Raw genomic sequence first — 19,986 nt, 5'->3', positions numbered from 1 at the left:
ACATCACTCAAAGTAACCTGCAGTACATGGGTTACATATATGTTCGCAACTTACTGTCCCTATTAACTTTATGTTCTAGCCGCAGACGACTCCGTGGTCTAAGCTTAGTCCAATGGCCGTGTAAAGGCTTCATGCATATCCATTGTGAAAGGTTTAACTATGCCGCACTCTGGTGAGTCAAAGCGCACTTCTTCCATCACTAAAAATTCGTTTCGGCACAGGCTGCTGCGAAGGATACTCGTGGCTATTATTTTAGTGTTTGGCTTAGGCGGTATGCTTGTTCATCAAATGTTATACGTCGAGCTAAAAAGTCAAAAAATAAAAGAGCTTGAACAAACAACACAAGTCTTAAATGGCTTAATAGAAAGTTCTGTTCAAGTCTCTGTAGAGAGCTATCTAAAGGGGGTATCTGAATCCAGTATTCAAGTAGTGGAGCGGATTTTTAAACGCTATGTGACAGGAGAATTATCCCAAAGCGACGCTAAGGCATTGGCTGCATCCTATATTGCCAGTCTCGAATTCGAACACAGTGGTTATTTGGTCGCAATCGACTGTACCGACTTAAACCATCCTATTCTGGTTGCTCACCCAAACACTTCGCTCTTAGGTGCTGACAAAACTCGATTTCCTTTTATGGTTGAAGAGTGTGCTATCAAAAATGGCTTTTATGAATTTCAAGTTGCATTACCTGAGTTTGGGGTTGTTGATAAATCAATTTGGCTTACAGAGTTCGCACCATGGAACTGGGTTGTGGGGGTGTCACCATTCAAAAATGAATATGACCAACTCTACAGTTTTGAGGCTGTGAAAAGGGCGCTCGATGAGCTGCAACTTAATGCTAGTTTCACCCCGTATGTAATCGATATGAAGGGAATGTTTGTAGTGCATTCCCAACTACAAGGGCAAAGTGCGTTTGTAATTAAAGATGCGCAGACGGGAGAGCCTGTTATTGCACAACCGCTAGAAAAGCTCAAAAGAGCGATAGCACAAAACAATAAAGGCGAGTTTAGTGGCATTACAACATACACAGTGCAACACTCCGGTACGGCGACCCCAGCGCGCCATATAGCGAGTTATCAGTATATTGAAGCGGCAGGGTGGGTTGTTGTGTTGACTACGCAAATGGCTTCAATTGAGGCCGGCATGTTGCATTTTACCTATCTTCATGCGGCTTCTATTGTGATATCGCTGTTTATTTGTTACCTGATTATCTCAAAAACAATATCGCCTAAACTTCAGGCTGTCGCAGATTTGACGAGTGAAGTAGAGAATATAGCCAAAGGTAATTATGACGTGCGTCTATCTGTGCACAAAGATGGGGAAGTTGGGCGTCTCAGTGTTGCCATCGAAGAGATGGCGAGAAAGATTCAAGATCACACAGTGTCGTTAGAGCACACAGTAAATGAACGAACTCAACAGTTGAAAGCGGCGAATAAAAAGCTGGAATTAATTGCCCATACTGACGCCTTAACCGGCGTAGCCAACCGCAGAAAGTTTGACACATTCTTCGATGCGCAAATCGCATACACAGCTCAGAATCAACAGCCCTTTACGCTTATTTTGTGTGATATAGATTACTTTAAACAATTCAATGATTTATATGGTCATGACCAGGGCGATATGTGTTTAAAAAAAGTCGCTCATTTACTTGAGCAAACAGTAGCTCATTGCAGCGCAACCAACAAGTTAGTGTCGCGATACGGAGGGGAGGAGTTCGCGATTATTTTAACGCATATGGGCATTACTGAGGTTCAGCAATGGGTGTCCGACTTACTGGGTAAAGTCGTCGCCCTGAACATAGAGCACGAAGCATCCAAGTATCAGCAAGTGACTATCAGCGTCGGTGCTGTGTGCACAGTGCCGGATGAATCAACAAACGCACGAGAGGTGTTTGTTATGGCAGATAAGGCACTGTACATTGCTAAAAAGTCTGGCAGAAACAAAGCCAGTTTTGGCGAGTAATTATGTACAAGTAGGTTATTCGCTAGATTGGAAACCAAGATCAGGGCTGATGGTTATTGATCCATTCTCACGGCGTTCGATGACATTATTGAGTTCGAGCTCATCGATAATCGGTGATAGTTCTGTATCTGAGATGCCACAATTGAGCTTTATGTGCTCAAGTGACACTTCATTAGTTGCTTCGTTGAGCGCATGAGACACCATCATTCGAAATACTAACTTCTCTTTACGTGCCATAACAGTTTTCCTGATCGTCAAAGATAAAAATTCTGTCGTGCCTCATTGAGCCAAAATTTAAGGTGAATTGCAATAGTTTGTTTTTTGTACGATTCGGTGTGAGGGACAGAGCGCCAAAACTGTAATTTCTAAGAATGAAATGAAGAAACGATAGCGTGTTGTTAGTAAAGAATATTTTTATCCGATAATGACTAAAATAAGTTACTCAGTAACGATGGAAGTTTGCACTTTTGTTAGTTCAAGCAATAGATTAAAGGCATCACATGCACCTTTTTGCATTGCTGTTTGCTCTATCTTTTGACTGAGATCGTACGACGCTATTTGGGTTGAATACTCTCTCCAAAGCGGGATGCGTCGGGCCTGATTTATAAAATAAAGATGCGGTACGTTCGCATTTTTGTCCTTTAAAGTTTTAAGTATGTGGCAAGCACCATTTGCCGATCCCAAAAATACATACAAAACTCCAATACTGTAGCTTATGCTCGCATGAGGCAGTGAATATTGGTTGTGACTACTCGTGCTTATTGTGTAACCCAAATCGGACTCTAATCGTTGCGGCAACAGAGGAAGTTTGTTTCACCAAGACGTAGAAACTCTGATGAAACCGATAAGTGAGGTGATACTTTTTGATGCCAAAAATAAAGTATCTCGAGCATAGTACGGTAAGAATTGGGATTAATCTCGGAGGATTGCATCGTGATAAATGGGTAACATGAATCGAGTTGTTCATGGAGTGCTTTTGTTGCTTGGCGAATGTGAAGTAATAAGTTTTGTTCCGCCACCATTATTTATCCTCTTTCATCGATTGCTGCTTATTTGCATCTGTATCGTTTAGGAATATAAGCAGTACATCATAGGGGAGTGGTTTACTGAATAAATAACCTTGAAAAATTTCGCACTCAAGATTCTTTAACAAATCAAAGTGCTCGCTCGTTTCTATACCTTCCGCGACAACTGAGAAGTTCAACTTTTTGCAGATTTGTATGATGCCTTCAAGCATAACCTTGAGCGACCGATCGTCATTTACATCTTGAATGAATACCTTATCAATTTTTACTTCATCGATGGGTAAGTTACAAAGATAGTTTAATGACGAGTAACCTGAACCAAAATCATCTAATGAAATTTTGAAGCCAGACTTTTTGAAGTTAGCCATCGAGGTGACGGCTTTATCCATATCGTTTAAAAATACCGACTCAGTTATTTCTAAAATGACATGCGTGTGGTTTACCCCGTAGCGTTTACAAATTTCTTCGAAGGTAGGTTGTAATCTACAGTCGATTAACTGTGTAGGTGTTATGTTGACAGAAATACTTTTCAACGACGAACTAGGGGAATCGCTGCGTAACTCAGCAAATGTAGCAATGGCCGTATCAAAAATTTTAGTACCTAACTCGAAGATAAGCCGATTGCGTTCAGCTAAATCTATAAAGTATTCAGGGTTGATGAAGCCAAACTCATCATGGTGCCACCGAGCTAACGCCTCTAATCCGATTACTTCTCTATGTTCGTTGAGTTGAGGTTGGAAATACACCAGCACATCGCCTTGAGTTACATGGTGCTCAAAGTCGTTTTTGAGAGTGATTTCTCGCAAGTAGGATGTTTGGTCACTTTCATCAAATACATGTGTGTTGCCTATGCCTTGGCTTTTTGCTTTATACAAGGCGATATCTATCTTTTTTAATCCCTCATTAATATCAAAGTGCTTGATGCTATCGGCTAGAACACCAATGCATGCGGTGCTAGAAATAAGCTGCTCGTAAAATGTGTAAGGCAAGGTAATTTGTTCCAGTATTCTTTGGGTGATACCGTAAATTTGCTTTAAATTCTGCTTATTAGCACTTGTCATTACGATTAAAAATTCATCTCCTCCAACTCGAAACAGTGTGTCGCTGTCACTCATTATCAGTTTTAAGCGCCTGGTCACTTCAATTAACAGCCGGTCCCCAAAGTCGTGCCCTAAGGTGTCGTTTATGTCTTTGAAACTATCGAGGTCAATATAATAAAGCGTAACGAACTGAACCGGCTCTACTAGTGAAAGCTCGGCGAACGCGGTTTTGATATAAGCTCTATTGGCAAGCCCAGTCAATTCATCGTGAAAGCCTTTGTATTCCAAGCTATTGACTAAAAATTCAGTGTGCTTCGCGGCAACAAAGTCGTGATAAAGTCGCATGAGATGCGTGGCCAGTTTTCTATCTTTATCAATCCACTGCGCGCTTTGTCCAGAGAGGTTTTCTCGCCATAGCGCAAAAGAACTTCGAGGTTCTAAAAATCGCTCTCCGTTTTTCACCACGATATTGACGGTTTCAGGCTTGCCCGCCCAAGTAATGGATTTTTCAATTTCCAACCGACCAAGAAAAACAAAAATATCTTTGCGCAGTGCTGAGAAAACAAGGTTAATCCCCGCCATCGACTCAAGCCCATCTATGGTCTGCGACTGCTGAATCAATGCATCGCTGTGGAAACTTGTTTCTCCTGCTTTTGGAAGACTCATGAAAGATAATATTTGCTTGCAGCCTTTATCACTGAGCTTGACGTACCCTTGCTCACTTATGACATGGCAATGATTGTCAAAGCCGACGCCGATAAAGTCATAATCCGTTGCTTGGTATAGCATCGTCAGTAATTTATGAAAGTTTTCTTTACTTAAACTATCTATGTTGAGCCGTGCAAATACATGACTGATTTCAGCACGCTGTTCGGCATAATACTTTACGGCATCTACTTCCAGCCGCGGGGTTAAGAAGCCATTAAGAATCGCAGCTATGTTCACCATGAGTGTTTGCACGTCGAGGTCAATATGATGCGGAGGAATGCGCGTTTCGTTGTGATGGCAAACTAGCAAGCCCCAAAGTTTACCCTCAGTAATAAGTGAAAGGGTCACCGTGGCCTTCACGCCCATATTCCTTAAGTAAATTCGGTGCATTTCCGACAAGGAGCGAATAGTCGAGTTGGACTGGTCCAAAGGTTCACCGCATGGAAGAAGGTTTGGAACAAGGGGGACAGGTTCGCTGTCTACATCTGAGAGAATTCGTACCGCATTTTTTAGGTAGAGCTTACGCGCCTGCTCAGGAATATCTTCTTTGGGAAATCGTAAGTTTAAAAATTTGGGGTGTTCTCTTTGTGACACAGCTTCTGCGATTACTTCTCCCGAGCCTTCAGGAGCAAAGCGATACACCATCACGCGGTCATATCCTATGAGATTTTGTAGTCGCATGCTGACCCGCTGCATCATATTCTCAAAATTTTCACTGTGATGGATGTCTTCCATCAAATCGCTGATGTAAGCGGTGATACATTCTGCTGATAATTTGGAGCCTTCAGGTGTGAATTCTAAACTGATGTATGGGCCTGTCATGAAGGCGAAGCATTCCCATTGGCTTGGGGAAATGATCCCACCTTGGAATACATATTTAACGCCTCGCTCCTGAGTCAAAGCACTGGCTATTGAATTGTTGTCAAAGGTGCCTATCCAATCATCTAAGCGAGTATTGAGGGGCGTTTGAGCTTGCTCGTGAGAAGCGAAAAAGTGAGTTATATTTTGCGAATATTGGACAATGCGCCCAGTTTTGGAATCAGCAACAATTTGAAAACCGTGAGGTTGAATTGAGCCAATGTGCGCGATGGGTTCCGCAGCACACGCCTGCGCTTTTCTTGTTGGGTTATTTTTCGTGTTTGTATGAGTTTGTCCATTGAAGCGGTATGCACTTTTTAGTGGCCAATAAATAAATTTTAGCACATAATTTTATGCATGAAGTTCAATAGTTTGTGTTAAAAATTACGTTTGTGTTGAAGTTGTTTTGCGCCTAAAACACAGCGTTTTATGGACAGTACTTTCCATTTCCGTACACCTTATAAAAAAGTATGATTATCCCGATAATTCATTGTTGTATTGCTAAATGGGAACCAAGGGGAAATGCTCTGGTCAAACCTGTTGTAATCCTCTAATGTAAAAGGAATTTGTATGTTTATTCGTTCGTTATTAATAGTTTTATGTACTACTTTATTAGCCTCCTGTAGTGCATTGATGAGTCAAAACACCCAAAGTTCAACCCAATCCAGTAGCCTCGTCGACTATCTTTACCCCAACGAAGGTGATCGTGCTCAGCACTCACCCGAAGTGCCTGTTTTAAGCTTGCCTGTTAACGTTGGTTTGGCATTCGTCCCTTCCGATAACTGGCAATCAAATGCGCTTCACAATCAAAATAAAATCGAATTGCTCAATAAAGTGAAACAATCTTTTTTACAGCACGAATACATCAATCGCATCGAAGTGATCCCAGATACTTACCTTAAAGGAGGGAAGGGGTTTACAACGTTGGAACAAGTGGCGAGATTGTATGACGTCGATGTCATGGCGTTGGTGTCCTATGACCAGGTGGCAAACACATACGAGAATAAGGCTGCGATTTGGTACCTGACCATTGTTGGTATGTACGTGATTGAGGGTAATGAAAATACCGTGCAGACATTCGTTGATACTGCTGTGTTTGATGTGAAAAGCCGAAAAATGTTGTTACGTGCTCCAGGTTTGAGCAAATTAAATGAAAGTACGACTGCAGTGGATATTGCCCAAACCCTGTCGGACAAGTCGTACGAGGGTTTTGAATTAGCATTTGCTGATATGATCACAAACCTCGATGTTGAACTCAGTCAATTCGAAAAGCGGGTAAAAGAAGAAAACGTAGCCAAAGTTGTCAGTAAAAGTGGCTCTGGCAGCTCAGTCAGTGTTTACTTGTTGTTGATTTTTGCGATTGTGCTTGTGCTTCGCGAACCAAAACAGATTCATCCGGCATGAAAATATGCTTGTTAGTCATGCCGATTTGTAGTTAACAAGGATTTTTATGAAAGTCGTCGTGTTTAGCATTTTGTTGATGTTTGTTTCAGCGCTCAATGCAGCGCAACCAGCAAAGGTATTAATAAACAATTTCGAAATGGAATACCAAGACTCAGGTGGTGAAGGCCCCATCTTACTCCTCGAAGCTGGGGGCTCTGCGGGTATGGATGACTGGCACAGTATTTATCCCGCATTGGCTAAGCAGTATCGCGTAATCCGTTACTCACGTCTGGGAAATGGTCACTCGGCAGCCATCGAAAAAAACTACAGCAGTGAAGAATACGCTGACGAAGCTAAAGCCTTATTGCAGGCACTCAAGGTTGATAAACCTGTGGTTTATGTCGCACATTCTTATGGCGCTTACATTGCTCGCGTTTTTGCAGCACGTTACCCGCAAGACGTTGCTGCGCTCATGCTAGTTGAGCCTGCATCTGAGCACGATGTGGATATTATGCGCGCTATCGATCTGGTGCAGGCCGAGAAAGAAATTGCCCAAGTAAAATTAGATGACATGCGCGGTGGCATGTCCAATCAGTATTTAGATTTTTGGGCAAAACGTCCTTTGCCTGATTATCCCGCTATCCCAGATATCCCCGTTACAGTAATTGCTTCAGTGAAAAAATACGATGATCCACCGTTATTGTTCTTTACTGATGAAGCACGAAAAATGTGGGGAGAGCTGCACTCTCAATGGGCAAAGTCTTTTCCTCAGGGGCGGGCTGTACTCACTGACAAAAGCTACCACTACCCTCAAAATAACGAACCTGACATGGTCATCGAAGAGATCACACGCTTGGTGAAACGCGTTAAACGTCCCTAGGGCGGTTGACCCTTACTTCACAATCTTTATCAAAAATAAGTAAAAACTGATTCAGTGTTTGCTCTAATTATAAATAATCTACCAATTGATATAGTGTGCCTATCTCAATGTGTGTCGAAAGATAGTTATGGGAGCTGGGTAAATGCAGAAAACGATATTGTTGACTGGCGCAACGGACGGGATTGGTCTGGTGACCATCAAACGGTTGCTCGAGGAAGGGCATTTTGTGCTCGTTCACGGTCGCAGTGAACAAAAGTTGCAAGACCTTAATGCGCAATTAAAAGAAGAATTTCCTACACAGGCTTGGCAATGTGTGCGCGCTGATTTGAGTAACCTCAATGAGGTTAAAGAACTCGCTGACACGCTAAAAGAGCACTGTAACTCATTGGATGTATTGATAAACAACGCGGGTGTGTATGCAAAGCCAGTTAGTCCTGCGAGTGATGGATTAGATGCTCGCTTTGTTGTTAACACCATCGCTCCTTATTTATTGACGCACTTGTTACGACCAATGATGAGCGCGCAAAGTCGTGTTATTAATGTAGCGTCCGCAGCACAGGCCCCTTTGGACCCGCAAGAACTGGCACATATTAGCGGGGCGAGTGACGGCGAAGTGTACGCCAAAAGTAAACTCGCACTGATTATGTGGAGTCGATTTATAGCGCATCAGTTTGACAATCAGAGCAAGCAGTCGGGAAATCAACCGAGCGTTATTTCCGTGAATCCCAAATCTTTACTCGGTAGTAAAATGGTGAAGCAAGCCTATGGAATTCAAGGCGGCGATTTACGTGTTGGCGCCGATATTCTTTGCCGTGCAGCACAGTCTGATGAGTTTGCAGATGCGTCGGGCAGGTATTATGACAACGACACACAACGTTTTTGTGAACCGCATCCAGCGGGGCAGAATTTGGCTCAGTGTGAGCAACTCGCTCTGGTGCTCGATAAGATTATCCAACCCTACATGCGTTAAATTAATCGAATTCACCACAATGTAACCGTTAAATAAAGAAGGAATGCACTATGATATTTTACTCCGTATTAGATGTGACCCCAACAGAACAAACTTGGGTAGAGCCGTATGTTGCTGTAGCAAATCGATTGATAACAAAACACGGTGGCAAGTACCTTGCTCGTACAGTTGAGCACGAGCAACTAGAAGGAAGTGGTGAGCCTGTGGGCATGCGAATTGTGATTGAGTGGCCATCAAAGCAAGCCGCTATTAACTTTATGAATGACCCCGAGTATCAACCGCATCTGCAAGCAAGAACGACCGGATCAGTAAGTAATCATTACCTAATCGCAGGCAAGGATGAATTAGCCTAGTGCCGTAAAGCCCCGCATGGTTACTCTTGCTCCCAATAGGGGGTGTCGCCAAAGTAGTCGGTTAAGAAATCTATAAAGACGCGCACTTTAGCGGCTAACTGACGAGAGCTTGGATAAACGGCCCAAATCGAAGTATCCGACGCGAGCGGGTAGTCCGTTAAAATCGGCACGAGTTCGCCGCTTTCTAGGTGTTTGTAGGCGCACCATTGTGAGCTAATTGTGACCCCTAAACCTTGCGCGCAGGCGTCGCGCACGGCCTCGCCATTATCAACGCGATATTGCCCCTTCACTTTGATATTTATTGGTTTTTTATCGTCCGTAAAGCGCCAAGTATCAAGCCCAATGAGTGTGAGACAGCGATGTTCCATTAGGCCTTCGGGGGTTTTTGGTACGCCGTATTGAGCAATGTATTGAGGAGAGGCAACAACTAAGCGTGTATCTTTAGCCAACTTTCTTGCGATGAGAGATGAATCATTCAATGCCGCATCGCGTATGGCCACATCAAACCCGCCTTCCACAAGGTCAATAATGTTGTCGCTCAAACGCATGTCCACAGAAATATCAGGGTAAAGGCTCATAAATTCTTTTATTGCACGCACTAAATGCATGCGCCCAAAAGATGCAGGCGCCGAGATGCGTAAGTTGCCTTTAGGCATGGTGCTTCCCACACCCACCGCCGCTTTTGCTGCCTCCAAACTTGCCAGCACGTCTTCCGCGTAAGGAAGAAACGCATGACCATCTTCGGTTAACGAAACTTTGCGGGTGGTTCTATGAATAAGTCTTACACCTAAATCCTGTTCCAATTTATTCAATTGGGCACTGGATACGGCCGCCGACAGTCCCAGCTCCTTGCCTGCTTGGCTAATGTTACTGAGCGCAGCAACACGGACAAAAAGCTGTAAATGCTCGATGTTCATTATAAGGAAAATCCTTAAACTGATTCATTATCAATCACTATTATCATTCATTAACTTTATAAATAAACTAATTCCATTGCAAACGAGGAGCAAACAAATATGAAAGCAATGGTGATCAATCAATTCGGTGGTACAGAAAATTTCGAACTTGCAGAGCAACCAATGCCAGAGTTGAAGCCCGGACATGTGCGCGTCAAAGTTGCCGCCAGTAGTGTGAATACTGTAGACACGATGATCAGGCAAATGGGCACTGATTTACCTATCGCCCCCGCGCTGCCAGCTATTCTAGGTATGGACTTTGCAGGAACAGTAGAAGCCCTTGGGGAGGGAGTAACTCAGTTTAGTATCGGTGATGAGGTATATGGTTGCGCGGGGGGCTTGGCTGACTTGCAGGGCTCGTTAGCCGATTACATGGTGGTCGATACACAACTTATCGCTCTTAAGCCAAAGACATTATCAATGCGCGAAGCGGCTGCGTTGCCACTTGTTGGGATCACTGCATATGAAGGTTTGGTGCGTGCTGGCACCAAAGCAGGCCAAAATGTACTGGTACATGGTGGTTCTGGTGGGGTGGGTCATGTGGCTTTGCAGCTGGCAAACCATTTTGGTGCGAATGTATATTCGACGGGGGGCGGTGAAGCGCAGCTCGCTTTGATTGAGCAACTGGGCGTAATCGCTATTAACTATAAAACCGAATCTGTCGATGACTATGTTACCAAACACACGGATGGAAAGGGTTTTGATGTCGTATTCGACTCGGTAGGCGGCGCGAATATGTCGAACTCTTTCGAAGCCGCTGCACTGAATGGTCAAGTTGCTTCTACAGTGTCGCTTGTTGAACTTGACTTAAGCACCGCACATTTTAAAGGCTTATCTTTGCACGTCGTGTTTATGTTAATCCCCATGTTGCATAATACTAAGCGTGCAGAGCATGGCGAAATACTCAAAGAGCTAGCGGCAATTGTGGATGCGGGTGCTTTGAAACCGGTACTTGATGAACAGCGCTTTACCCTCACAGAAGTTGGGCAAGCCCACGCACGGTTGGCAAGTGGCAAGGCTATGGGTAAGGTTGTTGTGGAAAACTAAATTCAAAAAGTTTAAAGCTAAAAAAATGCCACCCAATCGGGTGGCAAAAAACGCTCTGCTACTTAGCGCTGTTCGAAGTGGGTTTTAATTTCTTGCATCGCTTGTTCTAGCGAAATGTTTGGTTCATATCCAAGCAGACTTTTGGCTTTTTCATTACTGAAAATACTCTCTACACCAGTCAGCCGATAAGCTAAATTAGTCACCAGTGGCGGATTCTTTTGACCGATTAATTTACCAATTCCTTCGAGAACCGGTGCTAAGCCGCGTGCTAACCAATTAGGTATTGATTTGGCTTTGGGCAAATCCAGTGTTGTGGCCAGCGTTTCAAGATACTGTTTCCATGTGACACCAGGGTTATCAGCAATCACAAACACTTCACCGGAGGGAAGCGTTGGCGATTGGGCAGCTAGCAGCATAGCTTGAACAACGTGACGCACATGCACAAGTCCTGCATCCCAGTTACCATCACCCATTAACGCGGGCTCTTGTTTAGATAATTTGTCGACAAATCGATTGACCCATACACTGCCAACGCCATACACATTGGCAGGGCGAATCAAAGTTGCATGCAGCCCGTGTTCTTTGACTGCTGTTAACGTCACATCCTCTTGTAATTGTTTGACGTACTCATAGTTTGAAGCAGGTGCGCCACGTTCAGTCGTCTCGTCTAATAAACCACTGCCCATTTTGGAGCCAAATGCGGCGATGCTCGTAGTGACTATAAAACGGGCGTTGTGTTTCAGTGCCAATGCAATTGCTTGCTCTGTACCATGAACGGTGATGTCTACATGTTCTTGCTTGCCACCCCAGTCGCTAACGATCGCGGCAAGGTGAAATAACGTATCAAACTCACCAATTTCATCCGCTAAATCAGTCAGATTCCTAATATCTCCACGAATGATCTGAACAGCGCCATCCCATGATTCAGGTATCGCCTCTGTAGGCAATAACAGCGCCTTTACAGTGATGTTCTTTTCGAGCAAATCAGCAACAAGATGACGCCCGATAAATCCACCTGCACCGGTGATAAATGCATTTTTCATTTCACTTGCCTTTGAGCCAATACCCACATGTATGTCCTTATATCCATGTAGTGTTAGCCCCTGAGTTATAGGTTGATATTTAACATACTAGTAACAGGTTGGTGTTAATTCTTGACATATTAAGACAGCTAGGTGTCATAATGCGACTAGATGGTGCAGTTGCACCAAAATGAATAAGGGGGTCTTAATGCAATATTATGTTCGAATGGGGGCGTTGGATGGCTTTACAGAGCTCGTTGAGCAGCTAGGAGAAGCACCTTATTCATTGATGGAGCGCGTCAACATTTTACCTGGGCAAAATGCAAATCCAGATTTGATGGTGCCATATTCAACCGTTGCCAAATTACTTGAGTTAAGCGCAGAGACCCTAAACGAACCTTGTTTCGGGGCGAGAGTTAGTCGTGAACAAGGCTTGGCTACAATTGGTCTTGTCGGCGCGTACATGGCACAACAAGCCAATATTGGAACTGCTCTTACGTGCGCGCAAAAGTTTGCTGATATGCATGCGCAAGGCGCCGAGCTGACGCTGATCAAGGATGAGTCACCTTTATGCGAACTGGTTTTGAATATGCGTGTAAACGACAGGCAACAGTATGCACAACTTGTGCAAATGAGCTTGGGACTGCTTAAAGGTGTTATTGGCGATATGGTTGGTAATCGCTGGCATGCCCACAGGATTTGTTTACGCCAACAATTACCGGCGCATGTTGCGATTCGCCTAGCGACTATTTACGGTTGTGAAGTCAAAACAGGTTGCATGCATGACAGCCTAGTTTTCGATACAGACACATTGTCCCTCACTCCTAGTCAACCTGAAAACTTGCTCAACAACATCATCGAAAAACAATTCCAGCAGCGACAACTGGCCTTCGTCGATAACTCTCGATTAGTGCGCCACGCTATTAATGTACTTCTACCTACTGGTGACTGCAGTAAAGAAAACATTGCGGCTAGTTTAGGTATGCACCCAAAGAAGTTGGAACGCTTACTCAATGAGCAAGGTATTACCTATCGTCAACTACTCGAAGATACGCGCAAGGAAATCGCAATGCGCACCTTAAAGATGAACAACATGACTATGACCACTTTAGCGCTGAACTTGGGCTATGCTGACTTTTCAGCTTTTAGCCGCAGCTTCAAGCGCTGGACAGGCATGCCTCCAAGTCAGTTTGTGAAGTCGGCCGTATAAAAAGCGGTATTACTATTTGCATAGTCATTTGCTCGGTTGTCTTAATTGGTCATATGGTTGTCGTATTTTGTCAAGATGATCCTACACCGTTGTAACTAGTATGTTAAGTCAGATTAGTTTTAGCATTGCCTTAGTTCACCCAATGTGACATGGGCTTTAGGAGCATCTATGAGTCAAATGGCAGCAGTGGTTGTCCGTAACGGCCAACTTGAGAATGAGCGAATTGATATTCCAACACCTGGTCCGGGGCAAGTCTTAGTAAAAAGTCTAGCGTGTGGTATTTGCGGTTCTGATTTACACATTGTTCGTCATGGAGAGGAAGTTGCTGATATCTATGACAAACTAGGCGTAATGCCAAAAGAGCTTATGGCTAGCACACCGATGATGCTGGGTCATGAGTTCTGTGCAGAAGTGGTGAGCTATGGACCTGACACGCAACAGCGTTTTTCTGAAGGAACCCGAGTAACGTGTGTGCCTATGCTGTTGAGCCAAGGTGGTGCAGGGGTTGGTGTTACACCTGGCATTCATGGCGCATATTCCGAATACTTTATCGTGGATGCTGATTTGTTACTTGAGGTGCCAGCACACCTGTCATCACTGGCAGCGACTGTGACAGAACCTCTCGCTGTCGGCATGCATGCAGTCAATCGTGCGAATGTGACCACAGATTGTGTCGCGTTGGTAGCTGGGTGCGGTGCAATTGGTTTGGCAACCATTGCAGCATTAAAGCACGTAGGGTTAACAGATATCGTCGCGTCTGACTTACAAGTTAATAATCGCGAAATCGCTAACGAATTCGGTGCTAGTGTGACAGTTGACCCCAGTGCAGAGGATGAAGTGGCTCTGGCTGCAAAGATTGCCAATGGCAGACGTGTAGTCATTTTTGAATGTGTTGGCATTCATCAGCTTATTAATAGTTTTATAGAGCGAGCTCCAGCAAAAGCGACATTGGTTATTACAGGTATCCATACCGCAATGACGCAGGTTAACTTTGGCTTTGCTACCGTGAAAGAGATGGATATCCACTTCTCTTATTACTACACGCCAGAAGAATTCGCTCAATCTCTGTCATTAATCGCTTCTGGCGCAGTGCCTTGGCAGCGTATGTGCACAGCGACGGTTGGGATGGATGGTGTACCAGATGCATTTAACACGCTCTTGGGAAAAAATAACCATATTAAAGTCATCATCGAGCCGTGGCGTAACGGAGAATTAACCCCGTTTAAGCCTGATTAATCTTCAGGGCGAACATGCGCTGAAGCGAACAACTCAGCATAATAAAAGCGCCTATATTTAGGTGTCAAAATATACAGCAAGTAGAGGAACACACTATGGCATTACCAGAAATGGCAAATCATTTGGAGCACCTTCTATGTGTGCACACAAACGAACAACAAATTATCAAAGACGCTCTACCGGGCGTACACCTTTATCCATTGGTATTGGATGTCGAAAATGGCCTTTGGGTGCTGCGCGTGCAGTTTGAGCCAGGTGTTACATTGCCGAAGCACTTTCATACAGGGGTCGTGCATTTGTACACCATGAGTGGGTGCTGGCATTACATTGAATACCCAGAAGATAAGCAAGTAGCGGGAAGTTACCTGTTTGAGCCAGGTGGCTCTATTCATACGTTTCACACACCAGAAAGTAACAGCGAAATCACAGACACCTTTATGGTTGTGCAAGGTGCTAATATTAATTTCGACGCGGACGGAAATTATGTCAACATTATGGACGCCGGTTGGATTGAGCAAGTGATGTTAGCGGCAGCCAAAGAGCAAGGAATTACCCCTCGCTATATCAAACCAAAGGCATGCTATGACTTTTCCGACCAGTAACACACTAGTTGGAGTCAATATGATTGAACAATTACAACAATATAAGAATTTGGCTGACTTTATTGACCAAGCGGCAGCGCGTTACGCTTCACACGACGCGTTTACCTGCCTTGGTCAAACCTTAAGTTTTAAACAAATTGATGAATTTGCGGATAATCTGGCGGGCTATTTTCACCACATTGGACTGCAAGCCGGTGACCGTGTGGCGGTGCAACTTCCAAACATTAACCAATACCCAATCGCTGTTTACGCAGCATTAAAAATGGGGCTGGTGTTAGTTAACACGAACCCGCTATATACAGAACGTGAAATGCAGCATCAATTTAACGATTCGGGCGCTAAAGCTATCGTGATTCTCTCTGATTTGTATCCTAAATTGCACAATGTAATTGCGGATACATCAATAGAGCATGTGATTTGCACTGGCGCCGCAGATTTGCTTAAAGGGCATACCGACCCTATTGATGGCGAGTGTATTCTGTTTAGCAATGCGTTAGAGCAAGGGGCAGGAATTAGCTACCCTCGTTCTCAAGCTGCTTTGAATGATGTGGCGGTGTTGCAATATACCGGCGGCACAACAGGTGTATCGAAAGGTGCTCAGTTGACACATCTCAACCTGTTAGCGAACACCTTTCAAACCAAAGAGGCATTTGCTGATCGCTGCAACGAGATGAGCGAAGTGTTTGTCTGCCCATTGCCGCTGTATCATATCTATGCGTTTACGTTGAGTTTGCTGATTTCAACGGGCTACGGCAACCACACTGTGCTGATCCCTAATCCAAGGGATTTGGAAGGTTTCGTTGCCGCTGCCAAAGATCACAAGTTCACAGCCTTTGCAGGTATCAATACCCTGTTTATGGGTTTGTGTGCGACGCCATCTTTTGCAGAATTGGATTTCTCGAATTTGCATCTCACGGTATCCGGCGGTGCGGCATTAACAACAACGGCTGCGAACATGTGGATGAAGGTAACGGGTTGCACAATTTCTGAAGGCTATGGCCTATCAGAAACATCACCCGTGGTGACGTTTAACAAACCCGGTGACGAGCAGATCGGCACCGTTGGATTTGCTATTCGTGATACGGATGTGCAGTTATGGGATGCAGACGACAAACCAGTAGAAGACGGTGAAAGCGGGCAAATCGTGGTTAAAGGGCCTCAGGTTATGACCGGTTATTGGAATCGTCCTGATGAAACTGCAAAAGCAATGACGCCTGATGGTTATTTTAAAACCGGTGATGTCGGGATTCGTTTGCCTGATGGAGCAATCAAAATCATTGATCGTCTCAAAGATATGATTATTGTGTCCGGTTTTAATGTATACCCCAATGAAGTTGAGGAAGTACTGGTTAGCCACCCTGCGGTTTTTGAAGCTGCGGTTGTGGGTAAAGCAGATGAGCGCACAGGTGAAGCGGTGCACGCATTTATCACGCTAAAAGAAGATGTGGATGCCAAAGACGTTCAGGATTTTTGTAGAGAACACTTAACAAACTACAAAGTTCCAAAGCACATTCACGTGTTAAATGAGCTGCCGAAATCGACAGTAGGTAAAATCCTACGACGAGAATTAAGAAGCGCGTAATTAAGTCAAAAAAGCCCGTTTAATCACGGGCTTTTTTCTATACTGCTGTATGCCACCTTTATTAGCTATCGTACCCTGGGTTTTTGGCATCGAGTAGGCGCAGTAAGGCTGGCCACGCAAGCGCACCACCTAACCCTTTTGTAACCGCAGCTGTTTGTCCTTTTATGCCGTCGATAATGGGCTGTGGTACATGAATTAATTGTTCAGGGTCTTGCGATGTACGCACTTGCACTGCGCATGCTGATTCCAATGCATACATAAATAGAAATGCATCCGCCACGGTTGCCCCTGTCGTGAGTAGTCCGTGATTTCGTAATATAAAAAAGTTATTTGCCCCTAAATCATTCACAAGTCTTGCCTTCTCTTCTGGGTTGAGCGCAATACCCTCGTAATCGTGGTAACTCAACCCGCTATGGACTACGACTGCTTGCTGTGAAATAGGCAGTAATCCATGCTTAGAAGCGGAAATTGCCACCCCATTTGAGGTATGTGTATGAATAATACAATGTGCGTCGTCACGCGCTTCATGAATACAACTATGAATCAAGAAGCCTGCAGGGTTAACTGGGTAGTCGCTGTGGTGAAGCATATTACAGTCTTGGTCCACACGGATGAGAGATGAGGCTGTGATTTCATGGAACATCATGCCGTAAGGGTTAATTAGAAACTGGTCTTTCGTGCCTGGAACTCGCATAGAGATATGGGTGAATATAAGGTCATCCCAGCCGAAATGTGCGATGAGGCGATAAGCCGCAGCTAACTCGACTCGCGCTTGCCATTCTTGCGGCGATACTTGGTCTTTCATTGTGACTCCTTACCAAGGTACTTTGCGAGTGAGGATGTCTTTGAACATCACCCAATCACCAATGAAGCTATACAGCGGGTATGTAAAGGTCGCAGGTTTGTTTTTCTCGAAAAAGAAATGACCTACCCAGGCAAAGCCGTATCCAGCGAAGGGGATAAACCACAACAACATATATTGGCTGGTGGCAATGGCATAGGCCAGAATCGCTAAGACAATAAAGCTGCCAATAACATGCAAGCGTCTACATACTTTGTTTTTATGTTCTTGTAAGTAATAAGGGTAAAACTCCTTAAAGCTTGAAAAGCCGTCTTTGTCGTTGACGTGGCCCATAAGTAACTCCTGATTAAATTTACTCTACTAACATATGCTGTAAATTAGGATTGTGCTTGTTAGTATTGGACGTATATTTGTTATTTTAGGTCATTCAGATGCGTACAATTTCTGCGTGGTGGGTTGCGGCGATGGCCGAAACGTTCAAGTGGCAGGGCTTAGCTTTGCATCCGCTCTTTGCTAAAGCGAATATTTCGTTGGAGTCGCTCGCGTCTGCGCACAACCGCTATCCTCAGGCCAACGTCAGTGTATTATGGCGAGAGGCACAAGCCTTATGTCCTCACTTGAATATCGCCATTGAAGTAGGAAAAAGTGTAGACGTTCGCGCGCTGCCAGTGATTGGTTTTGCCTTATTGCAAATGGAGTCGGTATCTGATGCATTTGAGTTGATGCTTCGTTATCAAAAGCTGATGGGAGGGAACACTAACGCAAGACTCATTGAACATGATGATCAGATGGTGGAGATGCGGTTTAATTTCGCCAATGATCTAAACGCAATCTCGATTCAAAGCTATGAAGCCGCAATGGCATTTTGCGTCAAAGTAGCGCGCACCGTTGCAGATAAAAATTGGCAGCCCACAAAAGTGTGTTTAAGCCGGCCAACTCCTTGTGAAGAAGCGCATAGATACTTTAATTGCGACATTGAATACGCCAGCGATCACCATCAATTATTCTTTCGTAACGACACTGTATTGAATACCCAGTCGACACTGGCGAACTTTAAGGTAATGCAGCACAATACAATTACTCAAGTGATGGCATTGTTAATGGAACAACATCTGGCAACGGGTAAAGTCAGTAGTAAAGGTATTGCTGCCCAATTTGGTATGAGTGAAAAGACATTGCAACGTCGCCTCAGTGCTGAGGGAACCACCTTTAGAGCTGAGTTGGATGGCATTCGGCAAAAAAAGAGTCATATGCTGCTGTGCGACACGCAATTAAGCATTTCAGAAATTGCTTATTTGTGTGGTTATAGTGAAATCAGTGCATTTCATCACGCGTTTACACGTTGGTACGCAATGTCCCCGAGTCAATATCGTACCCAGCGAGGTGTTGATTCTGCTGTTTAAATAATTTAGTTATATCTAATAACGAGTGTGCTAGTGAAGGGGGATAGCGCGTTCTGTCTAGAATCCGTTACACTTAGTATGATATTTAGAGATGTTTTTGTAGGTACCCCATGCGTCATGAAATTTGGCAGCAATTAAGAGAAGAAGCAAATCAAGTCGTAACCAAAGAGCCACTGCTCGCATCGCACGTATATTCGTGTGTGCTAAATCATGATTGCTTGGGCTCAGCACTTAGCTTCATTGTTGCCAATAAACTGGCAGATGCTGTGGTCTCCGCGTTTACCATTAGAGAACTTTTTGACCAAGCTTTTGTAAAATGTGACGCAATGCTTACCCATGTTGCACATGACATCAAAGCGGTCAGAGATCGTGACCCAGCGGCTGACAGCTACCTAACCGTTATTCTTAATTTGAAGGGTTTCCATGCCATACAAGCTCACCGCTTGGCGAACTGCTTGTGGTTACAAGGGCGCAAAGAGCTCGCGCGGTTTATTCAAAGTCGCACCTCAGAAGTCTTTGGTGTGGATATTCACCCAGCCTGTAAGGTTGGCCATGGCATCATGTTCGACCACGCAACGGGGATTGTTGTCGGTGAAACAGCCGTGATTGAAGACAATGTATCCATTTTGCAGTCAGTTACTTTAGGTGGTACAGGTAATGAGTCGGGCAATCGTCACCCTAAAATTCGTGCTGGCGTATTAATTGGTGCTGGCGCCAAAGTGCTGGGCAACATTGAGGTGGGTGAGGGGGCGCGTATCGGTGCTGGCTCTGTCGTATTAAGCCCTGTGCCGGCGCACACTACAGCAGTTGGCGTACCTGCTAAAATCGTGGGCCGTCCGGATTGTCCTTGTCCGGCGGAATCAATGAATCAAAACTTTTTAAATGACGAGCAAGAAAATCAGTCGCATACTAGTGCCATGCTTTGAGGCTTATTAGCAAGGAATAGT

At 44.5% G+C, this 19,986-nt stretch carries 19 protein-coding genes; 12 read left to right on the top strand and 7 right to left on the bottom strand.

From position 1 onward, the window contains the following. Window positions 1–240: 240 nt before the first annotated feature. Window positions 241–1,962 carry a sensor domain-containing diguanylate cyclase gene (locus ACH19P_RS13500; RefSeq protein WP_462159057.1) on the top strand — a complete coding sequence of 574 codons (1,722 nt, stop codon included), beginning with the start codon at window positions 241–243 and terminating at the stop codon, window positions 1,960–1,962. A 15-nt stretch (window positions 1,963–1,977) separates the two neighbouring features. Here ACH19P_RS13500 and ACH19P_RS13495 read toward each other — a convergent pair whose 3' ends face one another. From ACH19P_RS13495 to ACH19P_RS13485, 3 genes are all read right to left on the bottom strand, one after another. Beyond that, on the bottom strand, window positions 1,978–2,199 hold the full coding sequence (locus tag ACH19P_RS13495) for a hypothetical protein (protein ID WP_462159056.1): 222 nt from the start codon (window positions 2,197–2,199) through the stop codon (window positions 1,978–1,980). Between the two features lie 545 nt (window positions 2,200–2,744). Then, window positions 2,745–2,984, bottom strand: a complete 240-nt coding sequence (locus tag ACH19P_RS13490; protein ID WP_462159055.1) for a biliverdin-producing heme oxygenase — start codon at window positions 2,982–2,984, stop codon at window positions 2,745–2,747. Further along, window positions 2,984–5,938 carry a bifunctional diguanylate cyclase/phosphodiesterase gene (locus ACH19P_RS13485; protein ID WP_462159054.1) on the bottom strand — a complete coding sequence of 985 codons (2,955 nt, stop codon included), beginning with the start codon at window positions 5,936–5,938 and terminating at the stop codon, window positions 2,984–2,986. The genes ACH19P_RS13490 and ACH19P_RS13485 overlap by 1 nt, the downstream gene beginning before the upstream one ends. Window positions 5,939–6,163: 225 nt before the next feature. Here ACH19P_RS13485 and rhlP point away from each other — a divergent pair, with 225 nt between their 5' ends. The 4 genes from rhlP (at window position 6,164) to ACH19P_RS13465 (ending at window position 9,179) form a co-directional block, all read left to right on the top strand. After that, window positions 6,164–6,997 (top strand): rhombotarget lipoprotein, encoded by an 834-nt coding sequence (gene rhlP / locus ACH19P_RS13480; RefSeq protein ID WP_462159053.1) that lies wholly within the window; start codon window positions 6,164–6,166, stop codon window positions 6,995–6,997. 46 nt (window positions 6,998–7,043) lie between these two features. Beyond that, window positions 7,044–7,856 (top strand): alpha/beta fold hydrolase, encoded by an 813-nt coding sequence (locus ACH19P_RS13475; protein ID WP_462159052.1) that lies wholly within the window; start codon window positions 7,044–7,046, stop codon window positions 7,854–7,856. Window positions 7,857–7,998: 142 nt separating this feature from the next. Then, window positions 7,999–8,826 carry an SDR family NAD(P)-dependent oxidoreductase gene (locus ACH19P_RS13470; protein WP_462159051.1) on the top strand — a complete coding sequence of 276 codons (828 nt, stop codon included), beginning with the start codon at window positions 7,999–8,001 and terminating at the stop codon, window positions 8,824–8,826. Between the two features lie 50 nt (window positions 8,827–8,876). Beyond that, window positions 8,877–9,179: a DUF1330 domain-containing protein gene (locus tag ACH19P_RS13465; RefSeq protein ID WP_462159050.1), complete on the top strand. Its 303-nt coding sequence runs from the start codon at window positions 8,877–8,879 to the stop codon at window positions 9,177–9,179. 20 nt (window positions 9,180–9,199) lie between these two features. Here ACH19P_RS13465 and ACH19P_RS13460 read toward each other — a convergent pair whose 3' ends face one another. Beyond that, the gene (locus ACH19P_RS13460) at window positions 9,200–10,096 is read right to left on the bottom strand and encodes a LysR family transcriptional regulator (protein WP_462159049.1); all 897 of its coding nucleotides are present in this window, start codon (window positions 10,094–10,096) and stop codon (window positions 9,200–9,202) included. 99 nt (window positions 10,097–10,195) lie between these two features. Between ACH19P_RS13460 and ACH19P_RS13455 the strand changes: the two genes are divergently transcribed. Beyond that, window positions 10,196–11,182 (top strand): zinc-dependent alcohol dehydrogenase family protein, encoded by a 987-nt coding sequence (locus tag ACH19P_RS13455; RefSeq protein WP_462159048.1) that lies wholly within the window; start codon window positions 10,196–10,198, stop codon window positions 11,180–11,182. A 62-nt stretch (window positions 11,183–11,244) separates the two neighbouring features. On the opposite strand, the gene ACH19P_RS13450 is transcribed toward ACH19P_RS13455, so the two are convergent. Next, window positions 11,245–12,225, bottom strand: coding sequence for an NAD-dependent epimerase/dehydratase family protein (locus ACH19P_RS13450; RefSeq protein WP_462159046.1), 981 nt, complete (start codon window positions 12,223–12,225; stop codon window positions 11,245–11,247). A gap of 187 nt (window positions 12,226–12,412) precedes the next feature. Here ACH19P_RS13450 and ACH19P_RS13445 point away from each other — a divergent pair, with 187 nt between their 5' ends. The 4 genes from ACH19P_RS13445 (at window position 12,413) to ACH19P_RS13430 (ending at window position 16,834) form a co-directional block, all read left to right on the top strand. Then, a complete protein-coding gene (locus ACH19P_RS13445; protein ID WP_462159045.1) occupies window positions 12,413–13,414 on the top strand; it encodes an AraC family transcriptional regulator in 1,002 nt (333 codons plus the stop codon). A gap of 168 nt (window positions 13,415–13,582) precedes the next feature. Continuing rightward, window positions 13,583–14,650, top strand: coding sequence for an alcohol dehydrogenase catalytic domain-containing protein (locus ACH19P_RS13440; RefSeq protein WP_462159044.1), 1,068 nt, complete (start codon window positions 13,583–13,585; stop codon window positions 14,648–14,650). A gap of 95 nt (window positions 14,651–14,745) precedes the next feature. Beyond that, the gene (locus ACH19P_RS13435; RefSeq protein ID WP_462159043.1) at window positions 14,746–15,252 is read left to right on the top strand and encodes a 2,4'-dihydroxyacetophenone dioxygenase family protein; all 507 of its coding nucleotides are present in this window, start codon (window positions 14,746–14,748) and stop codon (window positions 15,250–15,252) included. Window positions 15,253–15,271: 19 nt separating this feature from the next. Next, window positions 15,272–16,834, top strand: coding sequence for an AMP-binding protein (locus tag ACH19P_RS13430; RefSeq protein ID WP_462159042.1), 1,563 nt, complete (start codon window positions 15,272–15,274; stop codon window positions 16,832–16,834). 61 nt (window positions 16,835–16,895) lie between these two features. Here ACH19P_RS13430 and ACH19P_RS13425 read toward each other — a convergent pair whose 3' ends face one another. Together ACH19P_RS13425 and ACH19P_RS13420 are read right to left on the bottom strand one after the other, a co-directional pair. Next, window positions 16,896–17,639 carry a class II aldolase/adducin family protein gene (locus ACH19P_RS13425; protein ID WP_462159041.1) on the bottom strand — a complete coding sequence of 248 codons (744 nt, stop codon included), beginning with the start codon at window positions 17,637–17,639 and terminating at the stop codon, window positions 16,896–16,898. Between the two features lie 9 nt (window positions 17,640–17,648). Continuing rightward, window positions 17,649–17,969, bottom strand: a complete 321-nt coding sequence (locus ACH19P_RS13420) for an Mpo1-like protein (protein WP_462159040.1) — start codon at window positions 17,967–17,969, stop codon at window positions 17,649–17,651. A 98-nt stretch (window positions 17,970–18,067) separates the two neighbouring features. On the opposite strand from ACH19P_RS13420, the gene ACH19P_RS13415 reads away from it, so the two are divergent. Next, a complete protein-coding gene (locus ACH19P_RS13415) occupies window positions 18,068–19,039 on the top strand; it encodes an AraC family transcriptional regulator (RefSeq protein ID WP_462159038.1) in 972 nt (323 codons plus the stop codon). 110 nt (window positions 19,040–19,149) lie between these two features. Continuing rightward, complete coding sequence (cysE, locus tag ACH19P_RS13410) at window positions 19,150–19,965, top strand: serine O-acetyltransferase (protein WP_462159036.1); 816 nt, start codon at window positions 19,150–19,152, stop codon at window positions 19,963–19,965. Window positions 19,966–19,986: the final 21 nt, after the last annotated feature.

The organism is Pseudoalteromonas sp. GB56 (genome assembly GCF_054923835.1).
This window is presented reverse-complemented; position numbering and strand designations above follow the sequence as displayed.